Source organism: Kastovskya adunca (genome assembly GCF_059505785.1).
In genome coordinates this window covers 1-16,268 of sequence record NZ_JCACLG010000040.1, presented here as the reverse complement: position 1 = coordinate 16,268, position 16,268 = coordinate 1, and the positions used below count along the sequence as shown (strand labels likewise).

The window sequence follows — 16,268 nt, the reverse complement described above, 5'->3', positions numbered from 1 at the left end:
AGGACTAACTTCAGATGCTGGATTTAACGAAACTTGCGGGACAAATGCCGGGTATTAGTCAGCACTTGCAGGTAGAGGCGGCGGCGAGTCGCCAACGCTTGGAACGGGCACAAAGGTTGTTGACGGCGGCTTATGCCCATCAGGAAGAACTGATTGAGCAGCAACAGACTTGGCGCGATCGCTTATGCTTTACCGCCGCCATACCCGTCGAGCCGTTGGATACTTGCATTGATATTGATGTACCACCCATCAGCCATTCTGTCTTTGCGACGGATGGCTCGCAAATTGCTCCCTCTCACCACGAAATTGCTTACTGCTACCTGATCAATGTTGGTCGGGTGATGTTGCACTATGGGCAAAGCTTATATCCGGTGTTAGATAGTATTCCGGAAGTGTTTTACCGTCCAGAGGATTTGTACGTTTCTCGGCAATGGGGAATTCGCACAGAGGAGTGGATGGGACATCGGCGGACGGTTTCGGAGGCGTTGATGTTGGCAGACATGGCGTGTCGTTGGGTGAATCCTCCCGGTTCTCATCAGGAGACGCCAAATCTGGCAATGGTAGATGGCTCGTTGATTTATTGGTTTTTGGAACCTTTACCAGGAGATGCACGGGAGCAAATCTTGCCGCCCATTCTGGAAGCTTGGGAGCGATTGCGCGTAGCTAAGGTGCCGCTTATGGGTTATTTAAGTGCGTCTCGGAGTAGCGAGGCGTTGGGTTTCTTGCGCTTGGAGGCTTGCCCTCACGATACTCCTGACTGTGTCAAGCACTGTTCTGGCTTTATCGATCGCTACCCCTGCCAAGTTTATGACCCGCTGCGGGATACGGCTTTGTGGACAGCTCGACTGCAACCCGGACAACGCGGCCCATTGTATCGCAGTTCCGCCCGGATTCTGGACTTGTACGATCGCCATCACATCTACTTCTGCTATGTCCATGTGGGGACGGAGATTGCCCGAGTTGAGGTGCCGCAATGGGTAGCGGAGGATCGGGCGCTATTTAACCAATCCCTGAGTCTGATGCTGGCGCAGGTGCATAAGGGGGATGGCTATCCCGTAGCCCTCGCAGAATCGCACAATCAGGCAGTAGTTCGAGGAGGCGATCGCGCCCGCTTTTTTGCCTTGCTAGAACAGCAAATGATTCGCGCTGGATTAAAAAACGTTGGAACATCCTACAAGGAAGCCCGGAAGCGTGGCAGCATTGCCTAATTAGGTAGCACCATGACGAGCTGTTAAAAGGAGCAATCTATGGTTAAATCTCCCCTCCAGCAAGAGTCTCTGCCTATCCCACCCCTGGAAAGTGGCGATCGCTTAAATCGCTATGAATTTGAGCGTTTGGATTTCCTTCCTCAACCCAACCTACTAGCGATTTGCGATCAGTGCTACTGTAACGGTCGCGTCCTTTTATGTTTTGCACATCTTGGACACCAAGTACCACCACGAAGAATACTCTCAGGCGTAGCTTCCCATTTGTGACCCTTTTCGCACTCCCATAATAGCTTTTGTTTAGTTCCTTTATAGTCGGAAGATAAACACTTTCCATTGCAAACTATGGCTATCTGGTGCATCTCCTCAATTGTGTGAGTCCGTCTCTTTAATCCCCTTTCTTTCTTCGCACACTCAGGACACCAGGTGCCGAAAAAAACATTACTTGGTCTTGCCTTCCATTGATGACCTTCCTTACATTCCCATAGGAGAGATGTAACACTGTTGATGTATTCTTCTGACAGACAATTCCCGCTACGTTCAGCAGCGAAAGCCTGCATATCTTGGATAGTTTTATATTTTCCAAGGCATTTTGGACACCAGCTACCACTATTCTTTACATTATTTGGTGCTGCCTTAAAACGATGACCTTTTGCACATTCCCACTCTAGGTGTTCAAAGATACCTAAATATTGTTTTGATATTAGTTTGCCTCTATGCTTTGTCGCGATAGCTTGTAATTCTCTTAAGCGATTCGGACAATACACTGCCTGTAAATTTACTTTTTTCTCATCAAATCCAGGAGGCAGAGGAATGCCCCTTTTCAACAGTTCATCGCTGATAAAAAACTTAATGCTATCAATACCAAGAACATCTAAGATTGATGGAACCTCTATAAGTGTTACATTATGGGCCTTGCAGAGGTCGCGTTTTCGTTGGTCACGATTTTGTAGTTTCAGGAATTTAGCATCAGAAGAGTGGAAATACTTAATGTGCTTGTAATGCTGGAGTCCTTGATGCTCGAAAGCAAGTTTTAGTGAGGGAGAATAACCATCAAGTTCCATCTGATGTCCATCAGGGGAGCGTAACCATTCCGGTCTAGTTTTATTGAAAGGATATCCAAAAAGCTGTTCAAAAAATGCACGACAGATACGCTCTCCTAAACCAGCACTACAATCGGGACACCATCCTCCTCTAACAATAACTGACGGAATTGTTTGCCAACGGTGACCTTCTTGACATTCCCATAGCAACTTTGTGTTTGTACCCTGATAGATAGTAGACAAGCACTTGCCCCCTCGTTCTGCTGCAAGTCTTTGCATATCCTCAATTGTCTTTTTACTATTCCCCGCGCAATCGGGACACCACTTTCCTCCATTAATAATATTGTCTGCATTAGCTTCCCATTGATGACCTTCGGCACACTGCCACCGTAGGCTTGCTTTAACGTTAATGACTAACGGAGACAAGCATCGACCGCCCTTGCTACTAGCAAATGCCTGCATTTTTTCAATAGTGTGTGTTTTCCGTTTCTCTCCACGAATCTTTTGAGCACATTCGGGACACCATCCATCATTCTTGATATTATGTGGAGTTGCTTCCCATATATGCCCTTCTGTGCATTGCCAGGTTAATTTCTTTACAACACTTTCAAAATGAGACGATAGGCATAATCCGCCACGTAACTGGGCTAAATTCTGCATATCCTCAAGGGTGTATCGTCGCCGATTTCTGTCGCTTTTTGCGCGTCCACAATCCGGACACCATCTACCAAGGGTCTTGATATTTCGAGGGATAGCTTCCCATTTGTGACCTTCTGCACACTCCCAAAGGTGTTTTTTCCCCATACCTAAAAATGTTGGAGAAAGACAACGTCCGCCATATTGAGCACCTAACTTTTGCAGGTATGCAATAGTTCTTCCCCGTCCAGCGCAAAACGGACACCAATTTCCTGCCTTAAGGTAATCTCTGCAAGATTCAAACTGATGTTTATGTTTGCACTCAAAAAGTAATTTACTTGTAGAGTTTATATATTCGTTGGCGAGACAGCGACCACCACGTTCTTTTGCAATTTTACGCAACTCTTCCAGAAGTTTTGCTCTGTCTATCATTTCATCTCTTGTAGTCAGCGTTTTTTTTAGGAGTCATTAACCTAATTTAGTAGATTGGGTTAACGCTATTTATACCAACATCCACTCCCGTCCAACATCAACGCAAAATGCAGCATCCAAAGTTCAACGCTGGTGAAGATAGCGATCGCATCTTCAGTCATGTCGTAAAAAAACTACTCGTAATGAGTCCACATCCGCAGAATCTTCACCGTATTTTCTGACTCAATCACTTCATACACAAGACGATGCTGAATATTGATGCGCCGGGAGTAAGCACCAGCTAAATCACCTACCAGCTTTTCATAGGGTGGGGGATTCTCAAATGGATTGATTTCAATGATATTGAGTAGTGCTTGCGCCTTGTCTCGTAAGTTACTTTGAGCCAACTTTTTGGCATCTTTTTGAGCCTGTTTTGTGTAGACAAGCTGCCAAGTCACCACTCCAACTCCCGATCGCATTCTTCAATCGGAGTCGCCAAACCAGCACGAATTGATTCCCGCATTCCTGGTATCGAGAGTAGATATAGCGTCTCCTGAATCGCCAACCAATCTGCTTCAGATAGCAAAATGGCATTGCTGTTTTGGGAAGCAATTACAATCGGCTGATGGGATTGATTCACGGCATCGATCAAATCTTGCAATCGCTGTTTGGCTTCATTAATAGGAATCATAGCCATCAACTTAGTAACATTTAAACTAATTAGACTTTCATCTATTATGAGCGGTTAGCGAGAGCTATGTGTGATGCGATCGCTACGGCTTCCAGCAGATCGCACCTAGCCAAAATCTACTATCAACCCAAAATTCTACTTTATCTTCTGCTCCCCCCTTATTAAGGGGGGTTGGGGGGGTCATTCCGCAATTCCCCAATCTTCTGAATAATCCTCTCTAGAACCCCTTCTAAATTCCCATACACCTCATCATTAGTAAACCTTAAAAACCGAATTCCCAGCGACTCAATGAAAGCCTGCCTTTCTTGGTCATATTCTTGTGCGCCCAGAAGAAAATGACTCTCCCCATCAACTTCTATCGCTAATTTAAGTTCAGTACAATAAAAATCGAGAACAAACCGATTAACACCGTATTGACTGCGAAACTTAACTCCTTCAAGTTGCTTGCACCTGAGCTTTTGCCAGAGTAGAAATTCAGCTTTTGTCATATTCCGCCGAAGCTGCTGGCGTTTCGCTTTCTCTGAGGCTCTGTTATAGAGTTTGGTCATTGCTGCATCCTGGTTTTAGCAGGTTAATTGCCCCAGGTTAACCCCCCCAGCCCCCCTTGTTATGGGGGGAGCAAGAGAAAGGAAAAGCGACCCTGGAGATGTGTATACAGGGTCGGGGGGAGCAAGAGAGTGGCATCAAGCCAATTAATTTAACTTAAAAAGCCTCTGGCTCATCTGCCAAAGTTTCAATCAACAAATTCACTTGCTTTTGTCGAGTAGTTAAGAAGTTTTCGCATTGCCGCAGATACTCCGCAGCAACAGCAAATTGGTCAAAAACCTCTGCTAACTCTAGCTCACCTGATTCAATTTGCTGGATAATTGCTTCCGCTTTGGCAACAGTTGCCTCATAGTTCCAATTGTTAGGAACGGCAGCATTAGCCTTACGCGAACGAGACGCTTTTTTTGGCTCAGTCATAGACAGTAGCAAAGCCGATCAACATACAGCTACTGTCATTGTCTCAGGAAATTAGTCCGCTCCGACACCTCTAACCTTGCAGATTTTCACGCTTTGGGAGCAATGGCGATCGCGACCTTTCCTGATCTGCCAAAACTGATAACTTAAAGGTGTAGCAACTTAGCCTCCACTTAAGTCCTCCTCATCCTCTCTACCTTGTCTCAAATCATCTCGGATATTACCGGGGTCATTGAGCATTTGAGGCGTCACCGCCGGATGAGCTGTCAATGATTCTCCCGCTGGAGTTTGGGTGTTGCCAGATTTCATTACTAGATCCCGCGCATCAATCGCACCTTCCAAGGTTTCTGCTGGCTCGACATACTGCTCTTGGTCTTTGGCTGGTTCGTTGGACTGTTTCTGTCGCTCTGTACTCATGGGTGTTATTTCCAAATTAAGGCTCTGACACGTTTTACCTTAAATGCCCCTTCTGCAAAACACCCACTATCAAAGGACAGAAAAGCAAGGGTGATGAGATTATCGATTCTCCCCATCACCCCATTCATCTTGTCGCCTCAGGTCTGAATAATATAGGCACCCATCACAGCTATTCAACTATGCCCGAATACGAAAAAGATATTAAAAGCGATCGCCCCTAATATCTTTCTTTGTTAACAGCTCAGATCCCCGACTTCTCTAACAAGCCAGGGATCTCGCCTTGATTACTGAGTCGTTAGCAACTCCGCAGGTAAGCGCTTGAAAGCAAGCCGTTCGTTCTCGACATCCACAAAAATCGTGTCACCGTCGTTGAACTCATTTCGCAAGATAGCCTTGGCAATTTGCGTCTCCAACTCCCGTTGAATAGCACGCTTGAGGGGTCTAGCACCAAACACAGGGTCGTAACCCACCTCAGCCAAGAAGTCGAGAGCCGCATCGGAGAGCTTGAGGGGCATCTTGCGCTCTGCCAAACGCTTTTCCAGTCGCTGCGTTTGCAGTTGGACAATTTGCCGCAACTGATGTCTTTGCAACTGATGGAAGATGATAATCTCATCAATCCGGTTGAGGAATTCTGGACGGAAGCTAGTACGCATCGCATCCATTACCCGACTCTGCATCTCTTCGTATTGAGAGTCATCGCCACCAATATCGAGAATATATTGAGAACCGATATTGCTGGTCATGATAATCACGGCGTTCTTGAAGTCAACGACGCGACCTTGAGCATCGGTGACGCGACCATCATCGAGGATTTGCAGCATCACATTGAAGACATCCGGATGCGCTTTCTCGATTTCGTCGAAGAGAATCACCGCATAAGGACGACGGCGGATAGATTCCGTCAACTGACCGCCTTCTTCGTAACCAACATATCCCGGAGGCGCACCAATCAAACGAGAGACGCTGTGCTTCTCCATGTACTCAGACATATCAATCCGCACTAAGGCGTCTTCAGTATCGAAGAGGTAAGCGGCGAGGGCTTTTGCCAACTCTGTCTTACCCACACCTGTAGGGCCGAGGAAGATGAAGCTAGCAATCGGACGATTGGGGTCAGACAAACCAGCGCGCGAACGCTGAATCGCATCGGCGACGGCGGTTACAGCTTCTTCCTGTCCGACTACCCGCTTGTGCAGTTCATCTTCCAAGTGCAGCAGCTTTTCTTTCTCTGACTCTACTAGTTTGCTGACAGGAATACCTGTCCACTTAGAGATGATTTCCGCAATGTCGGATTCGGTGACTTCTTCCCGCAACAAGGACTTACCACTATGCTGCGCCTCGGAAAGATGCTTTTCAGCAACTTGTAAGTCGCGCTGCAACTGAATTAACTTGCCATATTTCAACTCGGCGGCGCGGTTGAGGTCATAATTGCGCTCGGCTTGTTGAATTTCCAAGTTCACCCGGTCAATTTCTTCTTTAATCTCCTGAAGGCGGACGATTAAGTCTTTTTCCGACTGCCATTGGGCATTTAAGGCGGATTGCTCTTCTTTGAGATTAGCCAGTTCCTTTTCCAGTCTTTCCAGGCGTTCAATGGAAGCGGGGTCAGTTTCTTTCTGCAATGACAGCCTCTCCATTTCTAACTGGAGAATTTTGCGGTCAATTTCATCAAGTTCTTCTGGCTTGGAGGTAATCTCCATTTTCAGTCGGGCGGCGGCTTCGTCCATCAAGTCGATCGCTTTATCGGGTAAGAAGCGATCGCTAATATACCGAGTAGACAGCGTAGCCGCCGCAACTAAGGAGCTATCAGAAATCTTCACCCCGTGGTGAACTTCGTAACGCTCTTTGAGTCCCCGCAGAATCGAAATCGTATCGGTGACGTTGGGCTGATCGACAAAAACTTGCTGGAAGCGGCGCTCCAAAGCGGCGTCTTTCTCAATGTATTTGCGGTACTCATCCAAGGTAGTCGCACCGATACAGCGCAACTCACCCCGCGCCAGCATTGGCTTGAGCAAGTTACCCGCATCCATCGCGCCTTGGGTTGCTCCAGCACCGACAACGGTGTGAATCTCGTCGATGAACAGGATGATTTGACCTTTAGAATCGGTGACTTCCTTGAGAACGGCTTTCAATCGTTCCTCAAATTCACCCCGGAATTTGGCACCAGCAATTAATGCCCCCATATCTAGGGCAATTAACTGTCTATCTTTCAAGGATTGAGGCACGTCACCACTGACAATTCGCTGTGCCAATCCTTCAGCGATCGCGGTTTTACCAACCCCAGGCTCACCAATCAACACGGGATTATTTTTGGTACGACGGGAGAGAATTTGAATGGTGCGGCGAATTTCATCATCCCGCCCGATCACAGGATCAAGCTTCCCTTCACGCGCTGCTTCTGTTAAGTCACGCCCGTATTTTTCCAGTGCTTCGTATTTGCCTTCGGGGTTTTGATCGGTCACTTTCTGGCTCCCGCGAATTTGTTTAATCGTATTTTTGAGTTTTGCTTCATCTAAACCCTGTTCGCGAAACAAGGCTTTCCCGAAGCGGTCATCTTTGGTATATGCCAGTAGTAGATGCTCGATCGAGATGTACTCATCTCCATAGTCTTTGCGAGCTTGCTCTGCTCTATCAAGGAGCGTATCCAAACTGCGTCCCAGATAGACAGAACTACCACTACCGGAAACCTTCGGCTGGCGGCGGATGAAGCCCTCCACCCCGTCCCGCAGCGCCTGCATATTCACTCCCGCTTTCGTCAAGACGCTGGTGGCTAGTCCTTCTTGCTCTAAGAGGGCTTTGAGCAAATGTTCTGACTCAAGCTGCTGTTGCTGGCAAGCTTTGGCGATGTCTGGAGTATGAGCGATCGCCTCCCACGCTTTTTCTGTAAATTGATTAGGATTATTGGGTTGCATAGTTACCTACTTCTCTTTCTTTTTTAATAGATAATTCCTTAAAGCTAAAAACATTCTAAAAAAGCAGATACTAAAGCTATGGTCGGTGTTCACTCCCTGTGTTCGGGGTAAAGCCGTCCTTTTTTATACCTCTGGGTCTATTCCTAACGCTCGGAGTTGTGCGGCTAATCGTTCGGCACGTTGGTGTTCTTGTTCGGCACGTTGACGTTCTTGTTCAGCACGTTCTTCCCCTATTAGCAAAAGATTTCCTGAGAGATCCCACCAGCGCAGCCAAGGAAACTCGACATTTTGATACTGTCCCTGCCAAATCCCCAACTCAACTCCCATTGCGGTAATTGGATAGCGTCCTCTTTCATTAGCAGGAACAAGTTCGTAGTGATTTTCAATTAGGTGATACACCTCCACACTGGCTTTTTTCACTTCATAAATGGCGTAGAAGGGTACCCGAATTGCCTGTTCGTAAACCCAAAACTTCCCTGTAATTGGTGTTCTATCTCGCTCCTCGGAGCCATTCCCAGAAACAAATTCCAAGACAATCAACGGTGCAACGTATTCTTGCCATAAAACATAGGAACGTCGTACTTCACCATTCAGCGTTGGCGACACATTTGGCACGTAAAACCAATCAGGTGCTTCTGCACCCCGTTCTGGTGGTTCAGTGATGCGCCAGTAAATGCCGGAATCTTGCCCGATGCAGTATTGCCCATCGGGATGCTGCTGCTGCAATACAGGTTGAATGGAGTCAGTCAGCAGGATACTTTGAGGATGTTCTTGAAAGTTTTTCACAAAGGTGCCGTCTGACTCTGGTAACTCAGTATGGTCAGGTAGAGGAGTGGTTAAATCTGGAGGTGTAATAGCAGAACTCATGGGGATAGGAGCAAATTTACGCAAGGATTCGATTCGCTATTTCTTCCAGTATGAGCGATCGCCTCTACCCCAGTTGCCAAAAGCCGCAGCACCTAACTGACCTATTTTGCAAAAGTTGCGCTGTCAATCTATGAGGTGGCGATCGCTACCTAGCTCTAGTGAATGTCCGCACTCACCCCAAAATTAATCATTCTTTATAAAACTCCTAGCCCAGACTACCCACCCGACTTTAGGCTACTTGGCTATACCACCAGAGTTTCACGGGACAAACCGCTTCTGAGCCAGCTCTACAAGCTAACAAAGCTCTCTGAGGTCAAGGACAAGGGTATTACCTATTGCTGCAACATTGGCATACCAAGTATTCTGGGTCTTTTTTTGGTAAATCTTATTTTTGTCTTTTGTACCACTTTTTATAGATTAAATATCCTAAAACTAATTAAAACTGAATTTTTAGCTTTCGGATTGATTTTTGGTGCTTTTTTATTAATAAATGTATTCATATAGCGTTTTTAGGAACATTTAAGCCCTAACTTATCCTTAACACCCCTTTCTTTTGCTGGGTAGTTGCACAATAATGCAAGTCATAAGCTGACGACAGGCGAAAGACGACTGGCACCCTAGAGCAGTAGCTCCCTACCCGCCCTGCTTAACGGCAAATAGAAATCAGGTTTTAATCCCAACGATAGGAGAATAAGAAGCGTGAAACTCTCAGTTTACGGAAAAGGCGGAATCGGCAAATCTACAACAAGCTGTAATATCTCAGTAGCTTTAGCTCGTCGCGGTAAAAAGGTATTGCAAATTGGATGTGACCCGAAGCACGACAGCACCTTTACCCTCACAGGCTTTTTAATTCCCACCATTATTGACACCCTTCAGGAAAAGGACTATCACTACGAAGATGTCTGGCCTGAAGATGTCATCTACAAAGGCTATGGCGGCGTTGACTGCGTAGAAGCAGGTGGCCCTCCGGCGGGTGCGGGTTGCGGTGGCTATGTCGTCGGCGAGACAGTGAAGCTGCTAAAAGAACTCAACGCTTTTGATGAGTACGATGTGATTTTATTTGACGTTCTCGGTGACGTAGTTTGTGGTGGCTTTGCAGCACCGCTGAACTACTCTGATTACTGCATGATCGTCACGGATAACGGTTTTGATGCGCTGTTTGCGGCAAACCGGATTGCGGCTTCTGTGCGTGAGAAAGCGCGTACCCATCCTCTGCGTCTAGCAGGATTAATTGGCAACCGCACCTCAAAGCGCGATTTGATCGACAAGTATATTGAATCCGTACCCATGCCTGTTTTGGAAATTCTGCCTTTGATTGAGGACATCCGCGTCTCCCGTGTCAAGGGCAAGACATTGTTCGAGATGGCAGAGAAAGACCCTTCTTTAAATTGGGTTTGCGACTACTACCTGAACATTGCTGACCAAATTTTGGCACAGCCGGAAGGTGTTGTCCCGAATGATTCTCCAGATAGAGAGTTGTTCTCTTTGCTGTCTGACTTCTACCTCAATCCCACAACGCCGCAAGCCGCGACTGAGGAAGAGAAAATCGATCTGATGATGGTTTAAGAACGATTTTATTTTGTCCTCAGCCTGGAGGCTGGGGCGATTGCGTTCAAAGCCTGTGTAGGCAGGCTTTAAGAAAATTAATTGAGATGGAGACGAGGCTCTCTATTTTGGATTCTTAGTGATTTGATGCCAGAGAAGAGGAGAAAAAGTTTTAAATGACTAACGTACAAGAGCCGCAGGCACTAGAGTTTGAGTGCGAGACTGGAAATTATCATACATTTTGTCCGATTAGCTGCGTGGCGTGGCTCTACCAGAAAATTGAAGACAGTTTCTTTTTGGTAATTGGTACTAAGACCTGTGGCTACTTTCTGCAAAACGCGATGGGCGTGATGATTTTCGCTGAACCGCGTTATGCCATGGCGGAATTGGAAGAAGGTGATATTTCTGCCCAGCTCAATGACTATGAAGAACTGAAGCGTCTGTGCTTGCAGATTAAGCGCGATCGCAACCCTAGTGTAATTGTCTGGATTGGCACCTGCACCACCGAAATCATCAAGATGGACTTGGAAGGCTTGGCTCCTCGCTTGGAAGCTGAGATTGGGATTCCCATCGTTACCGCCCGTGCTAATGGTCTAGACTATGCCTTCACCCAAGGGGAAGACACGGTGCTAGCAGCCATGGCGCAACGTTGCCCCAACCAAGCACCTGTAGCAGAAGAAGAGAAGCAAGAACGAAATGCGATCGCCAAACTCCTCAGCTTCGGCAAGAAGAAAGAGGATGTTGCCCGAGAGGAATCGGAATACGCCGATCATCCTCCACTAGTGCTGTTCGGTTCTCTACCTGACCCCGTTGTCACGAACCTAACACTGGAACTGAAAAAGCAAGGTATTAAGGTTTCCGGCTGGCTACCTTCCAAGCGTTACACGGAGTTGCCCGTCCTCGAAGAAGGCTACTACGTTTCTGGCGTTAACCCCTTCCTCAGCCGCACAGCTACTACCTTGATGCGTCGCCGCAAGTGCAAGCTGATTGGCGCACCCTTCCCCATCGGCCCCGATGGTACTCGCGCCTGGATTGAAAAGATTTGCTCAGTATTCGGCATTGAACCGAAAGGTTTGGAAGAACGGGAAGCCCAAATCTGGGAAGGCGTGGAAGATTACGTCAAGCTGATACGCGGCAAGTCTGTCTTCTTCATGGGCGACAACCTGCTGGAAATCTCTTTGGCACGCTTTTTGATTCGTTGCGGCATGAGTTGCCCAGAAATCGGTATTCCATATATGGACAAGCGCTACCAAGCGGCTGAATTGGCACTGCTAGAAAAGACTTGCCAGGAAATGGGCGTTCCGTATCCGAAGATTATCGAGAAGCCGGATAACTACAACCAGATTCAACGGATTCAAGAGATGAAGCCTGACCTAGTAATCACAGGTATGGCTCACGCTAACCCCTTAGAAGCGCGGGGTATCAATACCAAGTGGTCAGTTGAGTTTACCTTTGCTCAAATTCACGGCTTCACTAATGCGCGTGACATTCTGGAGTTGGCAACTCGTCCGTTGCGCCGGAATAACAACCTGAAAGATTTGGGTTGGGGTACGTTGGTGAAGGAAGCAGCGAAGATTTGACCTCTCTCCCTACCCCTCTCCTGCGAGGAGAGGGGAGTAAGAAATGGAATAGGATTTAAGGGCGATCAAAATGCGATCGCCTTTTTTATAAGTTGTTGTAATAACGGTGTAATCAAAGAAGTTAACTGACGACAACGCCGAAATTTAACAACATTTTAGGTAAATAATCGTCTAAATTTTTGATTTCTGTATCAGATAATTCAATCAGTTTGAATTCATACTTTTGATACAGAGCTTTTTTAACTTTCTTGCGTTCTGCATACTCTGGATTATTTTCCAATCCCCAGTATTCAATATATACCTTTCCCGCAGGCACGTAAAAGTCACAATACATTTCTTCTTCGATTGGTAGTCGGCGTTCGTAAGCGTGAACTAATTCTGCCATGTACAACCAATTGTCAATTAGGACTTCAGCTTTCGAGCGTACCCAATGCCCATCCGTTGTCCGTAGATTTGCCTGAGTACGAAACTTCTGACGGAATCCTTGCTCCTCAATTACTTGTGAAGCATTTTGTTCTGGGTTGTTACTAGTAGCATAATCAGCAAGAGTTTGGATAAAAATTTTGTTTTCTAAGATAGATTCTGACCAGACAACGTAGAAATTACCAGTCTCTGAATGAGTTTTCTGTACAGCACCGAAACTAGTTCCTCGCTGTGTCGCCACCCAGCCATTTTTCTCCTTACTTAGTAATCCTAATTCTGCCAAAATACGATTGACATTATTGCGGTGGATGATGTGATTGTGTAGAGCCAGTTTCTCACTAATCTTGGTAGCAGACAGCAGCGATGGAATTGAAGGAGAGGACGATATTTTAGGTTTTGGCTGGGGTTTAGGTGTCGCTGTTGATCGAGACGTTAAGTTGTTTGTCTTCCAGCATTCATAGCATAATTTGTAACCGGGTTTTGAGACGAGTTGGTTACATCCTGATGTCGTACATATTTCCATTGATGACAAGGCATTGGCTACAGCGGCCAACTTACGAATCGAGCGCTCTAAGCTCATAGGAAAAATATCGGTGGAGTGTTTACTGTTTTACTATATTGCAAAAATTAGACTATTACTGATGTCTTAATATTCTTCGTTATGGTCAAATAGCTGCGATTTCTTAGTTGAAGCTTGGTTAAAATGGCATTGCCAAGGATATAAGCGCGAAGTAACAAGACAGGCTCAATTGTAAACTTCTCGTCGATGCCTAATTCGGTCAATAAAAACTACTCTTTCTTCGCGGTTAAATTCGTAAATCACTCGGTAATCTCCAACTCTCAGTTTGAAGAAACCTGATAAATCAGCCGTCAAAGGTTGCGGTGTAATCTGGTCAAAATTCTCAGCCAACCAATTAATCTTATTGATGACTCGCTCCCGAACTGCCTGAGTCAACCTCTCTAAATCAGCAAAGGCTTCTGGTTCATATTCAACCAAATAGCTCATTTGCCTCCTAATCCCAGTTTTTGCATTACCTCTTCTGCTGGAATGGCTCGAACTCCCGTCTCTCGGCGCTTGCGAGTTTCTAGAAGTTCTCGCTTGAACTCCTCTTTAACTGTTTTACCTTCATCTGGATCGGGCAAAAGCTCCTCTAAAGCTTCCATGACAGTTTCTCGAATCAGAGTTTTCAGTTCGTCAATGGTGAGGTCTTTAACTTGCATGGTAATCGCTCTACGTAACCAGTTAATTCAGTTTAATTTATTAGCAGTGTTGACTAGTCAGGAATAATCATCTGTTAGAAAAAAGCGATCGCGCTCTCAATTATCTACAATTTCCTTAAGGCTTACGATACCGAGAAAGTGCGCCATGCCAATCACTACAGCCAATTACAACATTACTTGGGAAAAGCTACCGGATGATTTTCCCTTACCGAATGAGCCAGTGGATAATATCGACCAGCCTTTACTTGCAGCCGCGTTAAGCGAGAGTTTGGAACAGGGTGGGCAATTGCAAGAGAATGTATTAATTGCTACTAATTACGGGGTCTGTGCCACCCTAGAAGGCAAAATTGTTGTCAAAGCGCCTGATTGGATGTATGTGCCTCATATTCGGGTGTCGCGAGAGGAAATCCGTCGCAGTTATACGCCACAACTACAGGGAGAAATTCCGGCAATTGTCATGGAGTTTCTCTCAGAAACAGAAGGCGGCGAATATTCTATTAAACCGACTTATCCCCCTGGTAAGTGGTTTTTTTATGAGCAGGTATTGCAAGTTTCTCAATACGCGATTTTTGAACCACGAGCAGGAGTGCTAGAGGTTTATCAGCTCAACAATACAGGGCGTTATGACTTGCAACAGTCGAATGATAGTAATCACTATTGGGTTGAAGCCTTGAAGCTATTTCTGGGTGTATGGCAAGGAAGCAAGGGAAATCGCACAGGCTATTGGTTGCGGTGGTGGGATGAAAATGGGCAACTTTTGCCGTGGGGAGTAGAGTCTGTAGAACAGGAACGACAACGTGTAGAACAGGAACGGCAACGTGCTGAACAGGAACGACAGCGTGCTGAAGCGTTAGCGGCGCAGTTACGGGCGGCGGGAATTGAGCCGGAGAGGTGAGAGAAGCGATCGCCTTTCCAATTCTGAGCTACAGAGTCAGAGAGCAACCGCTCTCATTGTCGTGCTACAAATCTTTGTAAGGTCTGCCGGATAACAAGCTGTTATCCTTAATCTACAAGGCTTTTCGCCTGCATCAGTTATTCTTATCCTGTCGATCAACCCATGTCTTCCACTTCTAGTCCCTCGCTACGAGAACAACAACATCCCCTAATTCACAAACTGGCTGACTGTATTGAAGCGGTTTGGCATGGGTATCTAGACCTTTCCCCCTATCCTCTCCCTACAGAGTTGGGATATGTGGAAGGACGCTTGGATGGGGAAAAACTCAGAATTGAAAATCGCTGCTACCAAACGCCCCAGTTTCGTAAGTTGCATTTAGAGCTGGCGCGGGTGGGGAATACGCTGGATATTCTGCATTGCGTCATGTTTCCTCGCCCAGAATACGCGCTACCCATATTTGGCTGTGACTTGGTAGGAGGACGGGGAAAAATTAGTGCAGCGATCGCTGACCTTTCCCCAGTTAATCTAGAGCATACCTTACCCGACAACTATCAATACTCCCTTAAATCCATACCGAACCGAGCGTTTTCCCAACCTCGCGACCTTCCTGAGTGGGCAGACATCTTCTCTAACTTTTGCATTTTTGTACGACCGGGTAGTGCTGAGGAAGAATCCTGGTTTCTTGACCGTGTGGCGGCATTTTTAGAAGTTCATGTCTGTCATGCTGTTGATGCTGTACCAGGGGATTCAGAACAACGCGCATTAACGCTTGCAGGTCAAAAATACTACTGCACTAAGCAACAGAAGAACGACAAAACCCGCCGCGTCCTAGAAAAAGCTTTCGGTGCTGATTGGGCAGAACATTACATGACGACAGTTTTGTTTGACCTCCCAACAGAGTAGTGATGGTTGTCTTGCCAGAGATGTTTTTTGGCAACGCTAATCTGCGGTTTGATTTACTAAAAGAGTAGGCTGGGATGACTATTAGGGTAGGGGGAAGATTTTTGAAGCAGCGATTAACGGTTGTGCTAGTGATGCTTATTGGGCTGATCGCCTTTAGCCCTACAGCTTTAGCCGCAGATACCATCAACGGCGCACAAATCTTCAGCGCTCAATGTGCGGCTTGTCATGCTGGTGGCGGCAATATTATTCGCTGGGGAAAAAACCTGAAAAAGAGAGCATTGAGCAGAAATGGTTGGGATTCGGTGGAAGCGATCGCCTCGTTAGTCGCTAATGGCAAAAACAATATGCCAGCTTACAAAGACCGCTTGAATGAGCAGGAAATTGAAAATGTTGCCGCTTATGTACTAGAGCAAGCTGAAAATGACTGGCATTAACTGAGTGTTGTTGATTTGAGCGAAAAATAGTTGTTTTTGAGAAAAACCCAGCTTGGGGGGCTTCCCCCCAATCCCCCCACTGGGGGATGAGTGCCTCCCCCAGACCCCCTGCACAAGGTTTGATCGGTTTT

The 16,268-nt window shown here is 46.5% G+C and carries 17 protein-coding genes; 6 read left to right on the top strand and 11 right to left on the bottom strand.

Going from position 1 to position 16,268, the window contains the following annotated elements:
• Positions 1-14: 14 nt before the first annotated feature.
• Positions 15-1,208, top strand: coding sequence for a DNA double-strand break repair nuclease NurA (locus AC5JR3_RS15240; RefSeq protein ID WP_495847395.1), 1,194 nt, complete (start codon positions 15-17; stop codon positions 1,206-1,208).
• 173 nt (positions 1,209-1,381) lie between these two features.
• On the opposite strand, the gene AC5JR3_RS15235 is transcribed toward AC5JR3_RS15240, so the two are convergent.
• The 8 genes from AC5JR3_RS15235 to AC5JR3_RS15200 all read right to left on the bottom strand — a co-directional run bounded on the left by AC5JR3_RS15235 (position 1,382) and on the right by AC5JR3_RS15200 (position 9,136).
• A complete protein-coding gene (locus AC5JR3_RS15235) occupies positions 1,382-3,316 on the bottom strand; it encodes a zinc-ribbon domain-containing protein (RefSeq protein ID WP_495847394.1) in 1,935 nt (644 codons plus the stop codon).
• A gap of 173 nt (positions 3,317-3,489) precedes the next feature.
• On the bottom strand, positions 3,490-3,753 hold the full coding sequence (locus tag AC5JR3_RS15230) for a Txe/YoeB family addiction module toxin (protein ID WP_495847415.1): 264 nt from the start codon (positions 3,751-3,753) through the stop codon (positions 3,490-3,492).
• Positions 3,750-3,986 carry a type II toxin-antitoxin system Phd/YefM family antitoxin gene (locus AC5JR3_RS15225; protein ID WP_495847393.1) on the bottom strand — a complete coding sequence of 79 codons (237 nt, stop codon included), beginning with the start codon at positions 3,984-3,986 and terminating at the stop codon, positions 3,750-3,752. Before AC5JR3_RS15225 ends, AC5JR3_RS15230 begins: the two co-directional genes overlap by 4 nt.
• 161 nt (positions 3,987-4,147) lie before the next feature.
• Positions 4,148-4,534 carry an endonuclease domain-containing protein gene (locus AC5JR3_RS15220; RefSeq protein ID WP_495847392.1) on the bottom strand — a complete coding sequence of 129 codons (387 nt, stop codon included), beginning with the start codon at positions 4,532-4,534 and terminating at the stop codon, positions 4,148-4,150.
• A 154-nt stretch (positions 4,535-4,688) separates the two neighbouring features.
• The gene (xseB, locus tag AC5JR3_RS15215; RefSeq protein WP_495847391.1) at positions 4,689-4,949 is read right to left on the bottom strand and encodes an exodeoxyribonuclease VII small subunit; all 261 of its coding nucleotides are present in this window, start codon (positions 4,947-4,949) and stop codon (positions 4,689-4,691) included.
• 159 nt (positions 4,950-5,108) lie between these two features.
• A complete protein-coding gene (locus AC5JR3_RS15210; protein WP_495847390.1) occupies positions 5,109-5,363 on the bottom strand; it encodes a hypothetical protein in 255 nt (84 codons plus the stop codon).
• A 284-nt stretch (positions 5,364-5,647) separates the two neighbouring features.
• Complete coding sequence (gene clpB / locus AC5JR3_RS15205; RefSeq protein WP_495847389.1) at positions 5,648-8,269, bottom strand: ATP-dependent chaperone ClpB; 2,622 nt, start codon at positions 8,267-8,269, stop codon at positions 5,648-5,650.
• 123 nt (positions 8,270-8,392) lie between these two features.
• Positions 8,393-9,136 (bottom strand): Uma2 family endonuclease, encoded by a 744-nt coding sequence (locus AC5JR3_RS15200; protein WP_495847388.1) that lies wholly within the window; start codon positions 9,134-9,136, stop codon positions 8,393-8,395.
• A gap of 699 nt (positions 9,137-9,835) precedes the next feature.
• On the opposite strand from AC5JR3_RS15200, the gene bchL reads away from it, so the two are divergent.
• On the top strand, positions 9,836-10,702 hold the full coding sequence (gene bchL, locus AC5JR3_RS15195) for a ferredoxin:protochlorophyllide reductase (ATP-dependent) iron-sulfur ATP-binding protein (RefSeq protein WP_495847387.1): 867 nt from the start codon (positions 9,836-9,838) through the stop codon (positions 10,700-10,702).
• A 155-nt stretch (positions 10,703-10,857) separates the two neighbouring features.
• A complete protein-coding gene (locus AC5JR3_RS15190; RefSeq protein WP_495847386.1) occupies positions 10,858-12,261 on the top strand; it encodes a ferredoxin:protochlorophyllide reductase (ATP-dependent) subunit N in 1,404 nt (467 codons plus the stop codon).
• Positions 12,262-12,382: 121 nt separating this feature from the next.
• Here the strand turns inward: AC5JR3_RS15190 and AC5JR3_RS15185 are convergent, their stop codons facing one another.
• From AC5JR3_RS15185 to AC5JR3_RS15175, 3 genes are all read right to left on the bottom strand, one after another.
• A complete protein-coding gene (locus AC5JR3_RS15185; protein ID WP_495847385.1) occupies positions 12,383-12,925 on the bottom strand; it encodes a hypothetical protein in 543 nt (180 codons plus the stop codon).
• 504 nt (positions 12,926-13,429) lie between these two features.
• Positions 13,430-13,690, bottom strand: a complete 261-nt coding sequence (locus tag AC5JR3_RS15180; RefSeq protein ID WP_495847384.1) for a type II toxin-antitoxin system RelE family toxin — start codon at positions 13,688-13,690, stop codon at positions 13,430-13,432.
• Positions 13,687-13,905 carry a hypothetical protein gene (locus tag AC5JR3_RS15175; RefSeq protein WP_495847383.1) on the bottom strand — a complete coding sequence of 73 codons (219 nt, stop codon included), beginning with the start codon at positions 13,903-13,905 and terminating at the stop codon, positions 13,687-13,689. The genes AC5JR3_RS15180 and AC5JR3_RS15175 overlap by 4 nt, the downstream gene beginning before the upstream one ends.
• Before the next feature lie 145 nt (positions 13,906-14,050).
• Here AC5JR3_RS15175 and AC5JR3_RS15170 point away from each other — a divergent pair, with 145 nt between their 5' ends.
• From AC5JR3_RS15170 to petJ, 3 genes are all read left to right on the top strand, one after another.
• Positions 14,051-14,800 (top strand): Uma2 family endonuclease, encoded by a 750-nt coding sequence (locus AC5JR3_RS15170; protein ID WP_495847382.1) that lies wholly within the window; start codon positions 14,051-14,053, stop codon positions 14,798-14,800.
• A 162-nt stretch (positions 14,801-14,962) separates the two neighbouring features.
• The gene (locus AC5JR3_RS15165) at positions 14,963-15,703 is read left to right on the top strand and encodes a phycocyanobilin:ferredoxin oxidoreductase (protein ID WP_495847381.1); all 741 of its coding nucleotides are present in this window, start codon (positions 14,963-14,965) and stop codon (positions 15,701-15,703) included.
• 74 nt (positions 15,704-15,777) lie between these two features.
• Entirely contained in the window at positions 15,778-16,137 is a 360-nt protein-coding gene (gene petJ / locus AC5JR3_RS15160) for a cytochrome c6 PetJ (RefSeq protein ID WP_495847380.1), read from the top strand.
• The last annotated feature ends 131 nt before the right edge of the window (positions 16,138-16,268 follow it).